This window comes from Gimesia chilikensis (assembly GCF_008329715.1).
Taxonomy (GTDB): Bacteria; Planctomycetota; Planctomycetia; order Planctomycetales; family Planctomycetaceae; genus Gimesia; species Gimesia chilikensis.
Genome location: NZ_VTSR01000014.1, coordinates 149,992 through 166,224 on the forward strand (window position 1 = coordinate 149,992; position 16,233 = coordinate 166,224).

Annotated in this window: 18 protein-coding genes and 1 pseudogene; 12 read left to right on the top strand and 7 right to left on the bottom strand. The window is 54.9% G+C overall.

Annotated features, from left to right (window positions below):
* Window positions 1–7: 7 nt before the first annotated feature.
* Window positions 8–787: an ATP-grasp domain-containing protein gene (locus tag FYZ48_RS18875; RefSeq protein WP_149343200.1), complete on the bottom strand. Its 780-nt coding sequence runs from the start codon at window positions 785–787 to the stop codon at window positions 8–10.
* A 187-nt stretch (window positions 788–974) separates the two neighbouring features.
* On the opposite strand from FYZ48_RS18875, the gene FYZ48_RS18880 reads away from it, so the two are divergent.
* Window positions 975–1,511 carry a DinB family protein gene (locus FYZ48_RS18880; protein WP_149343202.1) on the top strand — a complete coding sequence of 179 codons (537 nt, stop codon included), beginning with the start codon at window positions 975–977 and terminating at the stop codon, window positions 1,509–1,511.
* On the opposite strand, the gene FYZ48_RS18885 is transcribed toward FYZ48_RS18880, so the two are convergent.
* A complete protein-coding gene (locus FYZ48_RS18885; RefSeq protein WP_149343204.1) occupies window positions 1,500–2,165 on the bottom strand; it encodes a hypothetical protein in 666 nt (221 codons plus the stop codon). The genes FYZ48_RS18880 and FYZ48_RS18885 overlap by 12 nt on opposite strands.
* Before the next feature lie 158 nt (window positions 2,166–2,323).
* Complete coding sequence (rph, locus tag FYZ48_RS18890; RefSeq protein ID WP_149343206.1) at window positions 2,324–3,064, bottom strand: ribonuclease PH; 741 nt, start codon at window positions 3,062–3,064, stop codon at window positions 2,324–2,326.
* A gap of 162 nt (window positions 3,065–3,226) precedes the next feature.
* Between rph and FYZ48_RS18895 the strand changes: the two genes are divergently transcribed.
* Entirely contained in the window at window positions 3,227–3,907 is a 681-nt protein-coding gene (locus FYZ48_RS18895; RefSeq protein WP_149343208.1) for a 7-carboxy-7-deazaguanine synthase QueE, read from the top strand.
* Between the two features lie 17 nt (window positions 3,908–3,924).
* Here FYZ48_RS18895 and FYZ48_RS18900 read toward each other — a convergent pair whose 3' ends face one another.
* Both FYZ48_RS18900 and purE read right to left on the bottom strand, forming a co-directional pair.
* Window positions 3,925–5,064, bottom strand: a complete 1,140-nt coding sequence (locus FYZ48_RS18900; protein WP_149343210.1) for a 5-(carboxyamino)imidazole ribonucleotide synthase — start codon at window positions 5,062–5,064, stop codon at window positions 3,925–3,927.
* Window positions 5,061–5,555 (bottom strand): 5-(carboxyamino)imidazole ribonucleotide mutase, encoded by a 495-nt coding sequence (gene purE, locus FYZ48_RS18905; RefSeq protein WP_149343212.1) that lies wholly within the window; start codon window positions 5,553–5,555, stop codon window positions 5,061–5,063. Before purE ends, FYZ48_RS18900 begins: the two co-directional genes overlap by 4 nt.
* Before the next feature lie 248 nt (window positions 5,556–5,803).
* Between purE and FYZ48_RS18910 the strand changes: the two genes are divergently transcribed.
* The 8 genes and pseudogenes from FYZ48_RS18910 (at window position 5,804) to FYZ48_RS18935 (ending at window position 12,806) form a co-directional block, all read left to right on the top strand.
* Complete coding sequence (locus FYZ48_RS18910) at window positions 5,804–6,799, top strand: sugar phosphate isomerase/epimerase family protein (protein ID WP_149343215.1); 996 nt, start codon at window positions 5,804–5,806, stop codon at window positions 6,797–6,799.
* 795 nt (window positions 6,800–7,594) lie between these two features.
* Window positions 7,595–7,897 (top strand): hypothetical protein, encoded by a 303-nt coding sequence (locus tag FYZ48_RS18915; protein WP_149343217.1) that lies wholly within the window; start codon window positions 7,595–7,597, stop codon window positions 7,895–7,897.
* Between the two features lie 316 nt (window positions 7,898–8,213).
* A pseudogene (locus FYZ48_RS29905) lies at window positions 8,214–8,642 on the top strand (hypothetical protein); the annotation flags it as partial.
* A 375-nt stretch (window positions 8,643–9,017) separates the two neighbouring features.
* The gene (locus FYZ48_RS29655) at window positions 9,018–10,229 is read left to right on the top strand and encodes a hypothetical protein (protein ID WP_242022707.1); all 1,212 of its coding nucleotides are present in this window, start codon (window positions 9,018–9,020) and stop codon (window positions 10,227–10,229) included.
* Between the two features lie 127 nt (window positions 10,230–10,356).
* Window positions 10,357–10,491 carry a hypothetical protein gene (locus FYZ48_RS29810; RefSeq protein WP_261344365.1) on the top strand — a complete coding sequence of 45 codons (135 nt, stop codon included), beginning with the start codon at window positions 10,357–10,359 and terminating at the stop codon, window positions 10,489–10,491.
* Between the two features lie 62 nt (window positions 10,492–10,553).
* Window positions 10,554–11,447, top strand: coding sequence for a hypothetical protein (locus FYZ48_RS18925; protein WP_149343221.1), 894 nt, complete (start codon window positions 10,554–10,556; stop codon window positions 11,445–11,447).
* Window positions 11,448–11,508: 61 nt separating this feature from the next.
* Complete coding sequence (locus FYZ48_RS18930; protein WP_149343223.1) at window positions 11,509–12,195, top strand: phosphopantetheine-binding protein; 687 nt, start codon at window positions 11,509–11,511, stop codon at window positions 12,193–12,195.
* A 71-nt stretch (window positions 12,196–12,266) separates the two neighbouring features.
* Complete coding sequence (locus tag FYZ48_RS18935; protein WP_149343225.1) at window positions 12,267–12,806, top strand: hypothetical protein; 540 nt, start codon at window positions 12,267–12,269, stop codon at window positions 12,804–12,806.
* Window positions 12,807–12,850: 44 nt separating this feature from the next.
* On the opposite strand, the gene FYZ48_RS18940 is transcribed toward FYZ48_RS18935, so the two are convergent.
* Window positions 12,851–13,342, bottom strand: a complete 492-nt coding sequence (locus tag FYZ48_RS18940) for a hypothetical protein (protein WP_149343227.1) — start codon at window positions 13,340–13,342, stop codon at window positions 12,851–12,853.
* 114 nt (window positions 13,343–13,456) lie between these two features.
* Here FYZ48_RS18940 and FYZ48_RS18945 point away from each other — a divergent pair, with 114 nt between their 5' ends.
* The gene (locus FYZ48_RS18945; RefSeq protein ID WP_149343229.1) at window positions 13,457–13,804 is read left to right on the top strand and encodes a hypothetical protein; all 348 of its coding nucleotides are present in this window, start codon (window positions 13,457–13,459) and stop codon (window positions 13,802–13,804) included.
* A gap of 28 nt (window positions 13,805–13,832) precedes the next feature.
* Here the strand turns inward: FYZ48_RS18945 and FYZ48_RS18950 are convergent, their stop codons facing one another.
* Complete coding sequence (locus tag FYZ48_RS18950; RefSeq protein WP_149343231.1) at window positions 13,833–14,330, bottom strand: hypothetical protein; 498 nt, start codon at window positions 14,328–14,330, stop codon at window positions 13,833–13,835.
* Window positions 14,331–14,671: 341 nt separating this feature from the next.
* Between FYZ48_RS18950 and FYZ48_RS18955 the strand changes: the two genes are divergently transcribed.
* On the top strand, window positions 14,672–16,132 hold the full coding sequence (locus FYZ48_RS18955) for an SGNH/GDSL hydrolase family protein (RefSeq protein ID WP_149343233.1): 1,461 nt from the start codon (window positions 14,672–14,674) through the stop codon (window positions 16,130–16,132).
* Window positions 16,133–16,233: the final 101 nt, after the last annotated feature.

The window sequence follows — 16,233 nt, forward strand, 5'->3', positions numbered from 1 at the left end:
TTCCGGTTCAGAGATTGATCCCGATACCGTTATCTTCCAGCCCCATGATTTCCCGCCAGCGGGCTTCAATCATCGCCGTATAAAGATACATATCGGCTCCGTAGTTACCCAGCGCATAACAGTCATTCACTTCCACCAGCAACGTTTCACCGGTCGAAGTGATTCCCCAGTCCATGCTACAGGCGATGGGGCAGCTCTCGAACGCATGCAGCGCAGACTGCATCCGCGTTCTGTCGGGGAAAGCGAGCGGATCACCCTGGTAATTTGCAACCGTTTTGATTGCACCGCGAAAAATGTACGCACGCCATTCCGAAACGAATTCCACGACTTCCTGTACCAGGACTTCAATTTCGCCGTCAACCGCTGCGGAGGGGATCAGGTCTTTGAACTCCTTGAAAACCTTTCCCGTAAATCGTTTATGTTCCCACAGCGGTTTCACGTGCAGTGCCCGGGTTTCCTCTTCCTTCTCGAATGGTTGGCGCACTTCTTCCAGTGTCGAAATCCAGAAATCGCGACCGATCCACTCTTTCAGACAGTCAGGCAGATCCTGCAGGTCCGGTAACGGGCGCTGGGCCCGCTTGATCGCAGAACGCACCGTTCCCACGCCACCCGCGACGATGGTTTCATCGGGAAAAGAGAGCAACCCTCGATCCAGGGCTCCGTCAAATAATGTCGGCGCATCAAACCGGGTGACTTCGTAACCCCGTTCCCAGAACGTATACGCGATTCGCTCCAGGTTCAGATAATTCGGATCCCCCTTTTGTCCCTGTTGCACATACGCCCGCATTGTGTTCTCCCGGAAACTGATGTTTTGCTGGAAATTGTCTCTCTCGGAATCTAAAAGTCATTAAATAGGATTGTATGACACCCACGAACATTCTCAGGTTCAAGGCACAAATCTCGACCTGTTGCGTGTCTTTCGCGCCTTTCGTGGTAGAATCAAACAAACTCCCCCCAGACCAGAGAGGCCCGCCATGACCACCGAACTGAAAATCAACCCGCTCCCCGCAGCAACCCCCGAAATCGGTCGCTGGCTCTGGGCTCTCGCTGAAGTCCGCCAGCGGACACTCCGTCTGGTCGGAGACATCGATCAACGGCTGCTCGACTGGCGTGGCTCCGACGGTGCTGAGAACTCCGTCGGCTCCCTGTTGTATCACATCGCCCTCGTCGAAATGTCCTGGCTCTATCTCGACCTTCTGCAACAGGAGTTTCCGCCCGAGGTCAACGATCTGTTCCCCTTTCCGATGGCGGACGACGCCGGCAAAGTCAGTCACGTTCCCGGCGTCACTCTGCAAGAACACCTGCAGCGACTCAATACCACACGAGAAATCGCACTCTCCCGATTTCAACAGATGACCCCCGACGAATGGCACCGGCTCCGACCTCCCGTCAACGACCAGCCCTACGAAACCACTCCCGAGTGGGCCGTCTTCCACCTCATCGAACACGAAGCCGGACACGCCTTCCAGATCTCCTCTCTCAAAGCCCGCTGGCAGCGGTTAGATCCATAGGCCGCATAATTCCACATCTTCAACCTTACCCAGCGCTGCTCCCACACCACCGATGATCGCCCCCGCGGTCGCTCCCAGTCCGATCGGCACGCCAAACGCATACAGGGCCACCGGGTGCGTTGTCGTCATGACCCTTTCATTTTCAATCAGATGCCCATTCGCTCTCTGTTCCACTTTGACGGAACCGGCCCAGCCCGCGGGCGCGAACGGACTGTAAGCGAGCGAGAACCAGAGCAGCAGCAGCGAGCCTCCCAGCATCAGCCCCGCGAATCCACCGGCGCAACCAAAGAACGCGATCGAAGAAAGCACACCACTCCGTTTGCCGACCGTCTTCCATCTCCCCGATTCCGGTGTCGCCAGATCTGCGGACTCAGCATCAGCATCTGCGGTCGTCTGTTCACCGGCGGTCTTTGTTTGTGTCGCCCGCTTTCGGGTGACTGCTCCTGTCAGCGCGAAGCCTACGCCTACCCACCAGCCACAATGCATCCACCAGCCATACAGATCCAGAGACGCTGCACGCTGATTGTCAGAACCGATTTCCTGAATCAGAAAGGCCCCCAGTCCAAACAGATTCGCAAAAACCAGCCCGCCAGCAGCCATTGCCAGCAACAGTCCATAGCCCTGTGCAAGTCGTTTCCCCAGCGTTAACAGCATCGGCATTTCTCCACTCAAGAAACAAGGGCAGGGTACGCAAGAATAGAATTTCCTGCCCTGCTTTCAACATTCACAACGCGGGAGAGTACTAAGGGGATCAACTTTTTTTCGTGCCTTTAGTGCCTTTCGTGGTAGCAAAAAAACTTTCGCGGTCCCCCCTAAAGAGGCCAGTCCCCTCCAATGCACTCCCGCTGAATCGCCGTCAGTTGCTCAATTCCCAGCGTCGCCAGTTCCAGCTGTGCGTCCAGCATTCCCCGATTAAACACGAGGCCTTCCGCCGTTCCCTGAACTTCCACGAAGTCGCCGCCGCCCGTCATCACCACGTTCATATCCACGCCCGCGGTGCTGTCTTCCACGTAATCCAGGTCAAGTACCGGCTCGCCCTCCACCACACCCACGCTCACCGCGGCCACACTGTTAGTGAATACCTTCTTCGGATCAAAAATTTCCCCCTCGGCCAGTTCGCACGTTTCCGGAATCGCCAGCACCGTATCCAGCAGCGCCAGGAAACCGCCCGTGATACTCAGCGTTCGCGTTCCCCCGTCCGCCTGCAGCACATCGCAGTCCACGGTAATCGTCCGCGGCCCCAGTGCGGCGAAGTCGACCACGGCCCGCAGGCTTCGGCCGATCAGTCGCTGAATCTCGCTCGAGCGTCCGTCCGCCCGCCGCTGTTTACGAGGTGACGTACTCCCCGGCAGCATGTTGTACTCCGCGGTCACCCAGCCGCTCGGGTTCTCGTCGTTCTTCTTCCATGGTGGCACACTGTTATCCAGGCTCGCCGTACACAGCACGACTGTGTCTCCTGCCGAGATCAGAATACTGCCGGGGGTCGCTTTCGTATACCGGCGTTCGACTTTGATGGGACGGAGTTGATCAGTCTGGCGAGAATCGTGGCGCATGGAAGAATCCTGTCTGCTTGAAGGTGTCATTGTAATCTGTGTTCAGCTTAATTTTTCGCTAAAGTTACCACGCTTTGACCGCAGATTTCAATGCAAGATCTCACGCTTTCCGATAAGATAGACGTCATACTCAAACCACGTTCGTTTTAGGAAGCGTCTCTCTTGCTGATCTCGGAAATTTTTCACTCACCCCAGGGCGAAGGGAAATGGATCGGGGTTCCCTCGATTTTCATTCGGACCAGTGGCTGCAATCTCCGCTGCTGGTTCTGCGATACCCCGTACACCTCCTGGAATCCCGAGGGAGAAAAAATGTCCGTCGATCAGATCCTGGAACACATCAAACAGTACGACTGCGAACACGTCGTCGTTACCGGCGGCGAACCGATGCTGAGCCACGAAATCGAATCGCTCACCCAAAGGCTCCACGCGGATGACAAGATCATCACCATCGAAACCGCAGGCACCATCCTCAGCGATGTCCATGCCGATCTGATGTCGATCAGCCCCAAGCTCTCGAACTCAACGCCGGTCGACAACCCCGAGTGGGCACACCGTCACGACGCCCGCCGCGATCAGCCCACCGTCATCCATGAACTGATCAAACGCCATCCCTACCAGATCAAGTTCGTCGTCGATCATCGGGAAGACCTCAGCGAGATCGAGGATTATCTAAAGCGCTACCCAGAAATCAACCGCGAAAATGTGTACCTGATGCCGCAGGGCACCACCGCCGAGATGCTCGCCGAACGCATGCCCTGGCTGGAAGAGATCGCGAAACAGCTCGGCTGTCAGGTCACCCGCCGAATGCACATCGAACTCTGGGGCAACGTCCGCGGGAAATAACTTCCTCACGCACAACTTCAACCGTGAAAGATCGCGGCCCGTGCCTGCTTCACCCGTTCGACGGCTGCCTCGGGCGTCTCACCCAGCACCGTCAGGTGTCCCATCTTGCGACCAATTCGCGATTCCCGTTTGCCGTACAGATGCACTTTCACATCGGGGAACTGCTTGAGCGCATTCCAGTCGGGCGGACCCGGCTCCCAGTGATCGCCCAGCAGGTTCGCCATCGCCGCCGGTCCCAGTGATTGAGTCGAACCCAGCGGCAATCCGCAGATCGCCCGCACCTGTTGCTCGAACTGACACGACACGTGCCCGTCAATCGTCAGGTGCCCCGAGTTATGCGGCCGCGGTGCAATCTCGTTGATCATCAGCCGCTCATCTGCGGTCAGAAAGAACTCGACGCACAGCACGCCCACCACATCCAGCCGCTCAAAGACGGCCCGTGTGATCTCTACGGCCTCTTGATTCACCTTCTCACTCTGTCCGGACGGAAACACCGAGATATCCAGAATATGATTCGCATGATCGTTCTTCATCGGACCATACCAGGCGAACTCGCCGTCCAGTCCCCGCACGCCTACCACCGACAGTTCGCACGTGTAATCGATGAACGCTTCCAGGATCGTCTCGTCCGCACCAACTTCGTTCCACGCCGACTCTGCTTCCTCGGGCGCGTCGATCTTCACCTGCCCCTTGCCGTCATAGCCCGACGTCGCCGACTTCAGCACCGCCGGACATCCCAGTTCGTCAATCGCGGATTTCAGTTCCTCCACCGACTTCACCACCGCGAACGGCGTCACCGGAATCCCCGCATCACGCAGGTCCGACTTCTCCCGGATCCGGTTCTGGGCCACATGCAGCACATGTGCGCCCGGACGTACCGGCGCATATTGCGAAGCGGCATCGGTTGTCACCGACAACACGTTCTCGAATTCAAACGAGATCACATCCACGTTCTTGGCGAACTCCGCGACCGCGTCCAGATCGTCATAGTCTGCGACCACTTCCTTGTCCGCCACCTGGCCGGTCGGCGTCAGGCGCTCGGGCGAAAAGACGTGCACGTTATAACCCAGTCGGCGGGCTTCGATGGCGAACATCCGGCCCAGCTGGCCGCTGCCCAGCATGCCCAGGGTCGCTCCAGGGGGAATCAGCTCACTCATAGTTTTGAATTTTCCAGTACGCTGTCGGTCTGATTCTGACAGAATTCCTTCATCTTCTCCCGCAGCTCGGGCCGCGAGTTACCCAGGATCCGTATCGCCAAAAGCGCCGCGTTCTTCGCCCCCGATTCTCCAATCGCCAGCGTCCCTACCGGCACGCCTCCCGGCATCTGGACAATCGACAGCAGCGAATCCAGACCCTGCAGAGCCCGGCTCTTCACCGGCACGCCCAGTACGGGCAGCACCGTCTGCGCCGCAACCATCCCCGGCAGATGCGCTGCACCCCCGGCACCCGCGATGATCACTTCGATCCCACGCTCCTCCGCGGCCTTGGCGTATTCGTTCATCCAGTCGGGCGTCCGATGAGCCGAGACCACGCGGCACTCATGCGCCACGCCGAACTGCTCCAGCAGCGCGGCCCCTTCCTTCATCGTATCCCAGTCGGATTGACTGCCCATGATCACGCCCACCAGCGGGGGACTCTGTTCTGACATAATGGAACCTTCGTATTCGAGATAGTACGCCACCCACTGGGCAGCGAATTTCTAAGTAAGCTTGTGTTATTCGGCTTGGAAGTGGCCCCGATAATAATCAATTTTCTTACCCGGTTGGAGTCTGCCATCCCCTTTTTTTACCCCCTCTTTCCGACAAGTGCGTGTTCGTTTGACTTTCTGACCCCGCTGGTCTAGTGTGAAGAGCGATTTTTCCATTCCCAGATGTGACATTTTGAAAGGATCTTCTTATGGCACGCCCTGTAACGCTATTCACCGGACAATGGGCCGACCTCCCGATTGAAGAAATGTGCAAAAAAGCCCAGGAATTCGGCTATGACGGTCTGGAACTGGCCTGCTGGGGAGACCATTTCGAAGTCGACAAAGCACTCTCCGACGACACCTACTGCAACCGCAAACGGGAACTGCTCGAAAAATACGACCTGCAGCTCTTCTCGATCTCCAACCACCTCGTCGGACAGGCCGTCCTCGATAACATCGATCAAAGGCACCAGGCCATCCTCCCCGAATACGTCTGGGGTGACGGCGATCCCGCCGGCGTCAACGAACGCGCCATCGAGGAAATGAAGAACACCGCCCGCGCCGCTCAGAAGCTCGGCGTCAGCGTGGTCAACGGCTTCACCGGATCCAGCATCTGGCACCTGCTCTACGACTTCCCGCCCACACCACGGGAAATGATCGACGCCGGTTACCAGCTCCTCGCGGACCGCTGGAACCCGATCCTCGACGTCTTCCAGGAATGTGGCATCAAGTTCGCCCTCGAAGTCCATCCCACGGAAATCGCCTTCGACATCTACTCCGCTGAAGCCGCCCTCAAGGCGCTCGACAACCGCGAAGAGTTCGGCTTCAACTTCGACCCCAGCCACCTCATCTGGCAGGGCGTCGATCCGGTTGAGTTCATCCGCTACTTCCCCGATCGCATCTATCATGCTCACATGAAAGACGCCTCGGTCACCCTCAACGGTCGCACCGGCATCCTGACCAGTCACCTCCCGTTCGGCGATCAGCGTCGCGGCTGGGACTTCCGCAGCGTCGGCCGCGGTGGCGTCCGCTTCGAAGAAATCATCCGCGCCCTCAACGACATCGGTTACGCCGGCCCCCTCTCCATCGAATGGGAAGACATGGGCATGAACCGCGAAATGGGCGCCCGCGAAGCCTGCCAGTTCACCAAGAACGTCGACTTCGCCCCCTCCGACATCGCCTTCGACGGCGCCTTCGGAGACTGATACCAGAACAGAGCTTCGGTTAGATCTGCTCAAGCAAAACAGGGAGTACGTTTTTCGTGCTCCCTGTTTTCGCGCGCAGTGAATCAAGAAATCACCCTCCACCAGAAGTCGTGTAGGGGCGGACCCATGTGTCCGCCCGCCTCTCGAAGCACAATTCAGATCAAACATTCCCAGGTCCCAGATCAATCCCCCCGGGTAGCCCCGAATGCAATTCGGGGTGAGCGCAGCGAACAGGAAACCGACAGAGCAAACTCCCAAACGCTCCTGCCAACCACCCACCCCAACCAACCACCGGGTGCCATCTGTCGGCTCGCCCGACAGTGCCATTCGAACCCACTTCTCCCACCTCAAACCACTGAACCTCCCCCACCTGTAAGTGCTCAAACGGACCTTGATCTCCTCTCCCCGTTGAATATTTTATTGCAATTGTGCTTCGCGCGCGAGGCGGACGATGCGTGCACTGGAACACGACGCTTAAGTGACTCAGATCCACCTGAATCGCCGTCGATTTTTCCAGCTTTTCACCAGAACAAAATGAACCGGTTCCCGCTGTCCCGTATGATTTCAAATCATTTCGCAGCACATTCAACCAGACTCGCCACCCACTCACTGCAAACTCACCACCACTCACAGCAAAATCGAAGCAGAAACCCCTTGACCTCCCCCCGCCATTCACGATGATCTCCTTCATCAGCAAACGCCTCACATTCAAAACGCCTGGTACTTTCAACCATGTAGGAGCGGCCCCATGTGTCCGCTGGCCGGTAAGAACACCACCAACCCGGGAAAACAAAGATGAACTTAAACATTCTCATACAAACGATAAGCACCCCCCGCATGCACCCCATCAATAACCTCGATCAGGAATACCGGTTCCGTATCGAAATCTGGAACGAGCAGGGGACTTCACAATACTTTGCCACAGTCGAACGATCCTTTTATTGCGATCTGCATGTCCTCTCGGCCAACACGACTGCCACCGAGATGATCGGCTCTGTCGAAGAACTGGTAGAGACGGAAGCAGAATTCTTCGACAGCGAACAACACGCCCTCGACAACGCACTCACAAAACTAAGTCACTTTTATGAACCGTTCTAATCTTCACCAGCAATCAAGGGTCGCCCCGAATGTAATTCGGGGTGAGCGCAGCGAACAGGAAACCGTCAGAGCAAGCTTCCAAACGCCCTGAAAAGCCCCATTCCCACAGTGCTCACAGAACCATGTAGGGGCGGACCCATGTGTCCGCCCGCCAGGCAAAGCGTCCCCACCACAAAACCAGCCATTCTACCACAGCGCCACCATCCCACAGAGATGAACACCAAACCCCAAACAAATTGACATCACTGTCCCAGCCCCGCATAATCAAATCCAGACATCACCAACCAGCCGCAACCCTCCCGCAGAGCACACTCTCATGCCCACACGCCTCGCACTCCTCATCTGCCTCCTGGTCATCACCGCCGCCAACTCCCTCCCTGCGGCACCAACAGAAACCTACGGCCCCGCATTAACTCCCCGGAAGGTCAACGGCATCGACGCCTGCCAGGCCGTCGCCGTGGCAGGCAACCGACTCTATGCCACCGGACGCGGCAAGTTCCACGTGCTCGACATCACCCAGCCCGAAAAACCGGTCCCGCTCGGCGAACTCTCCGGCCTGGGCAACACGCGCCAGCTCTTTATCAAAGACAACATCGCTTATATCACGGCCCGCCAGGATGGACTCTGGCTCGTCGATATTTCCGCTGCGAACAAACCACAACTGCTGAGCCACTACGACACCGTCGAAATGGCCACCGGCATCAGTGTCTCCGGCTCTCTGGCCTTCGTCGCCACGCGGCAGTACGGCGTCGAAATCATCGACGTCTCCAACCCCCGCGCCCCGCAACATGTCAGCATGCTGAAAACGGGCGAAGCCCAGTCCTGCTGGTCCCGCGACGGCATCCTCTATATCGGCGACTGGGCGCCCCGGAAACTCGTCATCGCCGACGTCCGCAACCCCCGCCAGCCCACGATCATCAGTGAAGCCCCCCTCGACGGCTTTGGTGACGGCGGCTGCCTCCGCGGCAACTATTGCTTCGCCGCCACCGGACACCATTCGCGGGGGAGCCGCGATGACGGCCAAGGGCACGGACTCGAAATCTTCAATGTCGCCGATCCCAAACAGCCGACCTTCGTCTCCCGCGTCAAGTTCCCGGCCTCCTATCACATCTCGAACGACATGTGGACCGCCCGCGTCGCCGGTGATCACTGTGTCGTCGCCGACACCTGGAACGGACTCTTCGTCGTCAACATTCACGACATCAAGCAACCGCGGATCGTCGCCCACGCCGTCCTGCCACCCAGGTCAAAGAGTGACAACACCCCCGACCCGGTCGGCGGCATCGCCCTCGGCAAGGGAGTGATCTACGCCGCCGGCATCTTTACCGGACTCTACGTCGTCCCCGCGCCCGGCCTCGCCACTCCGGTCATCCCCGAACAGGACCGGGCACCCGAACTGAAAGCCGCTTCAGACCAGGCCGGTGATCCCCGTTTCCTCACCTACCAGCCCGGCGGTCAGGTCCGCTCTGCCACCGTCGTGGGCGACATCGCCTGGGCCGCCTGCGGCAGTGCCGGAATTCATGCGGTGCAGCTCGGCAAAACCCTGGAGCCGGTCAGCGTGACCAAAGGTAAAGGCGAGGTCATGCACCTGGCCGTCTCCGGTTCGCGACTCTACGCCGCCGAGAACGACGCCGGGCTCGCCATCTACGACATCGGCCCCGAATTGAAACTGACCGAAATCGGTCGCCTCCAGTTGAAGAACCGCAATGTGAAACAGGTCGCCTGTCCCGCCCCGGGGCGGTTCGCCTTATACCACTGGGGCAGCTCAGCCGTGGAGATCGCCGACCTCCAGGACCCCGCCCACCCTAAGGTGGTCTTGAAAGACTCCCAGGTCGGCCTGTTCTACGGCGATCAGCTGGTCCCCGAACTGCTGGGGGGCCGTTACCTGGTCGCCTACTGGCACCGCAGCGGACCAGCCTGGTACGACGTCTCCGGCGAGAAACCCGTTTACCAGGGCAACACCCCCGACGAGCGGCGCTACAGCTTTACCGACGGCGTCTGTCTGCGGGGCGACAAACTGCTGCTTATCAAACATGGCAAGCTGCAACTGTTAGACCCCGGCGACCAGCGCGAAGTCAGTCAGCTGCCCGCCATCACAGTCCCCGGCCATCGTCTCCGCGGCCGCCCCACCACCGACGGCAAACAACTGGCCCTCTCCCGCCGCCCCGATCAGAAGGTAGAACTCTACGACATCACCGACATCCAGCACCCCAAACCCCTCCGCGAATACGATCTAAAGGGACACCCCGGCGCCTGCCGCTTCTGGAACAGCCAACTCCTGATCCCCACCGGCTACCAGGGCCTACTGCTCGAACGACAAACGAAGCCCTGAGTAACACAAGATGAACCCAACCAACAGCCAGACAACGGATCTTGTTTTGGGGGACTCACCAGCCGGAAAGACCAATCAGCCGCAGAGCGTTAGACGCGGTTGAAACGATCCTCACCGGGTGGCACTGTTGGCTCGTCCAACAGTGCTCAGCAAACCCCCACCAACCCTGAGCGGCAAGGCACTAGCCGCCGGTAAAAACCAACAGCAGAAACAACTGGCAATTACCAGAAAGGCTCTGCCCCACAGCGAGAAAAACTGGTAACCTGATAGTTGAGCAGGCTTCAAAAATGTGATTGCTACTAAATATGAGGTAAGAGATATTTAATGTTATCTAAAAAGACGTGTTTACTTTTAGGAGCTGGTGCCAGTGCGCATCTTGGATTTCCTCTCGGTGCCAAGTTGCGAATTGATATTCTCGACATTCTTCGTGATTTAAGAAATAAACAAACTTGGCCTGAAGAGTTCATAAGGAGTGAAGAGGATCCTCTATTATTCTATGAGAGGTTTGCCCATGGAAATTGGTCATCACCAGATGCTTTTCTTGAGAAGCACCGAGAGTTTATCAAAACAGGAAAATACTTGATCTGTCGTTGCCTGGCGAGCTGTGAAAAAGATTGGATAATCACTTCTCAAGGTGGATGGTATGACAAGTTAATATCTTCAATCCATGTTAATCATCCAGACAAGTTAAAAGAGAACAAGCTTTCTATTGTCACATTTAACTATGATAGATCGATAGATTACAGACTTCATAAATATATTGAAAATCAATTTGAAATAGAGCCATCTAAAGCTTGGGATATTTTGACTGAATCAATACCGATTGTTCATGTACATGGAACTCTTGGGAAATATCCAGAGTCTCCATACGGAGATACCACTAACTTCTATGAACGGGGACAAGACATAAAGATTATTTCAGAAGTGGAAGAGAAGACGAATGAGTTCAAACGTGCTTCAGATCTGCTAAATGAAGCTGACAGGGTTGTGGTATTTGGGTTTGGATTTGCTCCCGATAATGTACGCAGGTTGAACTATTTCAGGGAGCAAGAAGTTGAAGATAGAGACATCATTATTGCAACTGGACCAAGTCAGGGTTCAGCTGCAGAGGATTCAACTGCAGATTGGCTCAAACAATGGGGTCTGGTAAAAAATAAGCATCATTATCCGGTAGATACTGAGCGACTATTTAATATCCACCTAAATCCTTTCAGATAAATATCAAACAAATAAAGGTCCCACGAACCCAAAATCCCGTTTGATGTGATGAGCTTAAATCATGGGTCTTGATGGCGTCGAACTTGTCATGGCGATTGAAGACAGATTCGGTATCACGATACCGGACTCCGTCTATTCAGAAATACGCACGGTTGATGATTTGGTTGGATTCTGCCTCGATCGCATTCACGCCGCTGAGACAGTGTGTTGCCCTTCGTTGTCCAGTTTTCTCTCGTTGCGATGTCTCGTGCGTGAGATCAGAAATGATCCTGACCTGCGATTACGCCCACGAGACAATGTCGAAACAGTGCTGGATGAATCTGATCGAAAACGTCTTTGGCAGCAACTACCCGAGTTGCTGGAATCGCATCCGCGTGAGCTGAGACGACCTGCCTGGTTGCGCAAGACTCTGATAGTGTTCGTTCTGAGTTTCCCGATTGTGTTGATGGCATTCCTTCCGTGGCACATTGAAATACTGGCGTTGATCTGGTTGGCAACTATCGCATTGGGCATTATTCTCCATTGGCTCACTCTAAGCATGCGGACCCGGACGCCAGACAGATATACGACGTTTGGAGAGATCACAAAACGGATCGTGGGAGTGACTGTCGCAACGAATCCACCTGCCGAAACAGATTACGACACCGTGTTTTCAATCATCAAAGAAATTGTTATCGATCAACTCGGCGTCGATGATGACGAGGTTGTTCCCTCCGCCCGATTTATACAAGACCTCGGCTTGGACTGACACATTTCAAGACAATGCACGCTCAGCCTCCGGTAAAAACAATACCAGAAAACCAGCCTGGAATCACAAACATGCGTTTTGGAAACCCGTCCACTTTTGCCATCGACGTCATGAACGAACCCCACCTGACGGTCCCGTCAGCCGTCTGGGGGCGAATGTGTATTCGCCTGCCAGAGGCGACCATCGGCGATTATGCTGACGAAAACTGCGCGCTCTTTCCCGTTTACCGTCAGTTTTCTACCTTGGTCGAGTCCCTCGAATCCCGTTGGGACGAGGCCTTTCACGACTGGTCCGACGAGCAGATCTTCCAGAAATTATATGAGGTACTCTGGCAGGGAGGCAGCAGCAATGCGGAAGCAGGCCGAGGACTGATTCGATTTGGAAAGTTCTACTTCCTGGACAACCAGTCGGGAGAACAGTTCAACGGTTATTTTTCATTCTTAGTCCGTCGACCCAATGGCACCGTCACGATCCTTTACAAACTCCGCGACTACCAGCACAACAATGGCCCACAAGGAGCAGCTACCATCAATCAAGCGGAATTCTGCGACACGGTCAGACAGTTTCTCGACTGGTTCGATTCAGAACAGAAACGCCTGCAGGGGGAATAAGTACCAGAGAATATAACTGAGGAACAAAACGAGTATTCTATGGTTCATTTATTCCCAGTTATTACTACATCAGGGAAATCTCGAATCCATTTGTCGTCACATCCCTCAAGTTTATAAAATGCAATTATTTTTGCAATTATCTCCTCCGCAACGTCAATAATTGCTTCCGTACCTCCAGAGAGTGCCTCTTTTTCATAAGGGTAACGTGCAGAAACGAATAGTGTGTCGAATTTATCTATTAAGTAGTCTCGATATGGTTGAATCCCAAGCTGATTGCGTATCGCTTTTGGTATTTTATCAAACAGCTCTGAAAGATTGTGAGTGTGAGCGCCTGCGTATCGATAATGTTCGGCCATATATGGCTCGTCTGTTGTACTCTGAGGGCCATCAATCTCAGCATTGAAGCTCTTGAACAAGATTTCCAGACCGACACCAACGTTAACCATAGAAGGAGAATAGAGGTTATTATCCCAAAGTAGGCGTGAACTTCGAATGAAATCATATGCTGCTTCTATCATCCACGGTCTGAAATCCATTTAAATGCTCCTGTTTAGTTCAACTGAGTTTCTAATGTCTTAAGTTTAGAGCTATTTTATAGCCTATGGGTTCGCAAACAATAAAATAACACCTCGAAACAAACTGAGTTAAAAATGGCAGGAACACTGGTATTATCACAAGACTTATGCTGGATGCCAGCCGGCTGGATTTATGATGCTGCGCTGGAGCATCTAGCCGTGCTTCTGAACGAACAGGATGAAAAGTTAAGTGAGTTGTTCCGCAATTCTCTCATGGAAGTGAATGGTGGATTCTTAAGCCTTGAGGAAGCACCCATTGCTGATCTGAAATTGATCGAAAATGCTCTCGGAACAATGATCGAAATGGTCAAGACAGCAGGACCTGATGCAATGTTTTATCCTAAATTCTTCGATGGTTATGTGAATCATCTGGAAGAGTTGGGGAGACTGTTAGCTCAACGGCTCAAAGCAGACCAGGTCTAACCCCTTTTCAAACTACGCACCATTTATATCAAAGAGACGAACGATAGCCCTGGATCATAGTCTCAGTACATTCCGCATAGTTGCTTAGTAATGTCCGTAGACCATCGATGTTGGGTAAGCCAACGAGTTCTGCAAAAACAATCGCCTCATTTGCTTCTTGTCTATCGCCGCCGTATTCCCAGACATGCAGCACAATCATCTCGAAGATGGCGTTGTCTATCGAACGAATCGTTTCATACTCATTCGGGCATTCCGCATACCATGAAATGCATTCATGGGGATTGCTATTCAAATCGAGTGCGTAAAGTTTTTCTGAGTGCTGCCACAGAGGAAGTAATTTTCGCTCGAAAAAGGTTGTCCAGTCGCCGGGCTTGTCAGGCCATCCCTGAGAATAAAAGTTAGACGGTTGTTCAAAGTATTCTTGAAACGGGCCAATCTGAAGAGTGCCAGCAAATAATTGTTTGAGCTCAGACCGGATGGCCAACTCATCAATCTCACTGATTCGATCTTCGTTGAGAACGTGCATTCAATTCAACTTTCATACGAAGGTGTGCTGGTCTAGATCCAATAATTGCTGGTGGTCTCATGTAAAATAATAATATTGGATGATAATGTTATCAGCTCCATTAATCATTGAGACTTGCATCTTTATCTGCCCCACAAACCCGATTCAAATATCCCACCAGCGGCCCCGGTTCATTAATTCCCACCCAAATTCCTTCCCCACAGTTGCCCCCTGTCTCAAATTCGATTCTCATAGAACCACAGACACAGTAATTCCCCCAGTCAGAAACCACGTGGCAACTTCCTGCTCCGTGCGCCTCTGTCTGCACCCCTGTTAATCGACGCGCTTTGAGGAACATCCTGATGCAGCTGTTACGGTCCACGTTGATCCTGTCTCTGGCCCTGGTCGCCTGGAGTTCTGACCTCTTCGCACAGCAAACCCCGAAATTCGCTCCGGTGAAACCCGCCGGCGATCCGGCGACCTTCGGGGCGAACATTCAGCGGACCATGACCCTGCTGGCCACCAGCACGCCGGAAAGACGCAATCGGGTCCGCATCCTGTTCTACGGCCAGTCCGTCACCCGCAATCCGTGGTGGGAAGACGTGGCGAATGACCTCCGCCAGCGGTTTCCGCACGCCGACCTCGAAATCGAAAATCGCGCCATCGGCGGCTATGGCGGACCGGTCCTGATCAACACCGCCGAATTTGATCTCTATCCCTTCTACCCGGACCTGGTGATCTTTCACGTCTGGTCCGGGGTGGAAACCGGCCACCAGGAAAAAATCATCCGCCGCATCCGTGAGCGGACCACCGCCGAGGTCCTGCTCTGGACCAGTAACCTGCGCTGGCCGAGTACCGTCCCGCCGGACGGCGATCCGCAGCATCCCGACGTGCTGGCCAAAGACGCGCAGGATCAGGCGATTTCCGATCTCTACTTTCGCCTGGGCCGCGAACTCAATTGTGAAGTGGCCGACGTCCGCACCGGCATGCAACATTATCTCAAACAAAATAACCTGGTGGTGAAAGACACCCTCCGCGACACGGTGCACCCGAACAAATTAGGAAACTTCCTCATCGCCGAGCTGGTCAAACCGCATCTCCGCTATGATCCCAGCTTTCCCGATGACAAGTGGAAAGACCTTGTTACCGAAATCCCCGTGAATGATCCCCGTCTCCAGCACAAAGACGACGGCTCCCTGACCCTGAATTTTCAGGGCAACCGCATCGACGTGATCGCAGCTCCCGGTGACGTTGCTCCCAGTGACGCAGCGAAAGCTGACGTGCTGCTGGACGGGAAATCCCCCTCACAATTCCAGGAGCTCTATTATCATACCCGCCCCAGCCCCACGCCCGTCGCGGGACGCCCGGCCTTCAATCGCATCGATCATCGGGCCCCGCTGCAGGTGGAAACCTGGACCGCCCGCATCTTCGAATGCGATCTGGAAAAGGATGTGCTGCGGTATGAAGTCAGCGGCTCCAAAACGGGTCCCGACGGCACCGGCGATCACAAACAGCGTTTCGTTTCCCACTCCGGTCGCGTGGTGATCGAACCCCGGATGTGGATGGTCAACTGGTCCCTGCGGTATCGCAAACAGAGTCTGCCTGAGGATTACAAAGTCACCTGGGAAACAAAACCGCTGTTTGTAGACGTCTGGCAATCCCCGGCGGTCACAGACCCTGCCAAAGAATATCCCACAGTCCTCGCCCAGGGCTTCAAAAACGGCGACCACAGCCTGACACTCAAGCCACAGACCCCAGGCAAACTCCCCGTCAAAGCCTTCCGGATCTATCGACCGCCGTTGAAAGTTTCCGCTGAAGAATAAAAGGGGGTAAGAAAGCGCTTTCAACAAAAGATTTGAATTCTCCGGTTCTTTTGTTGTCACAGTTGCCCTCCGCACTAATTTCGAGTCTCATGTAATCGCAG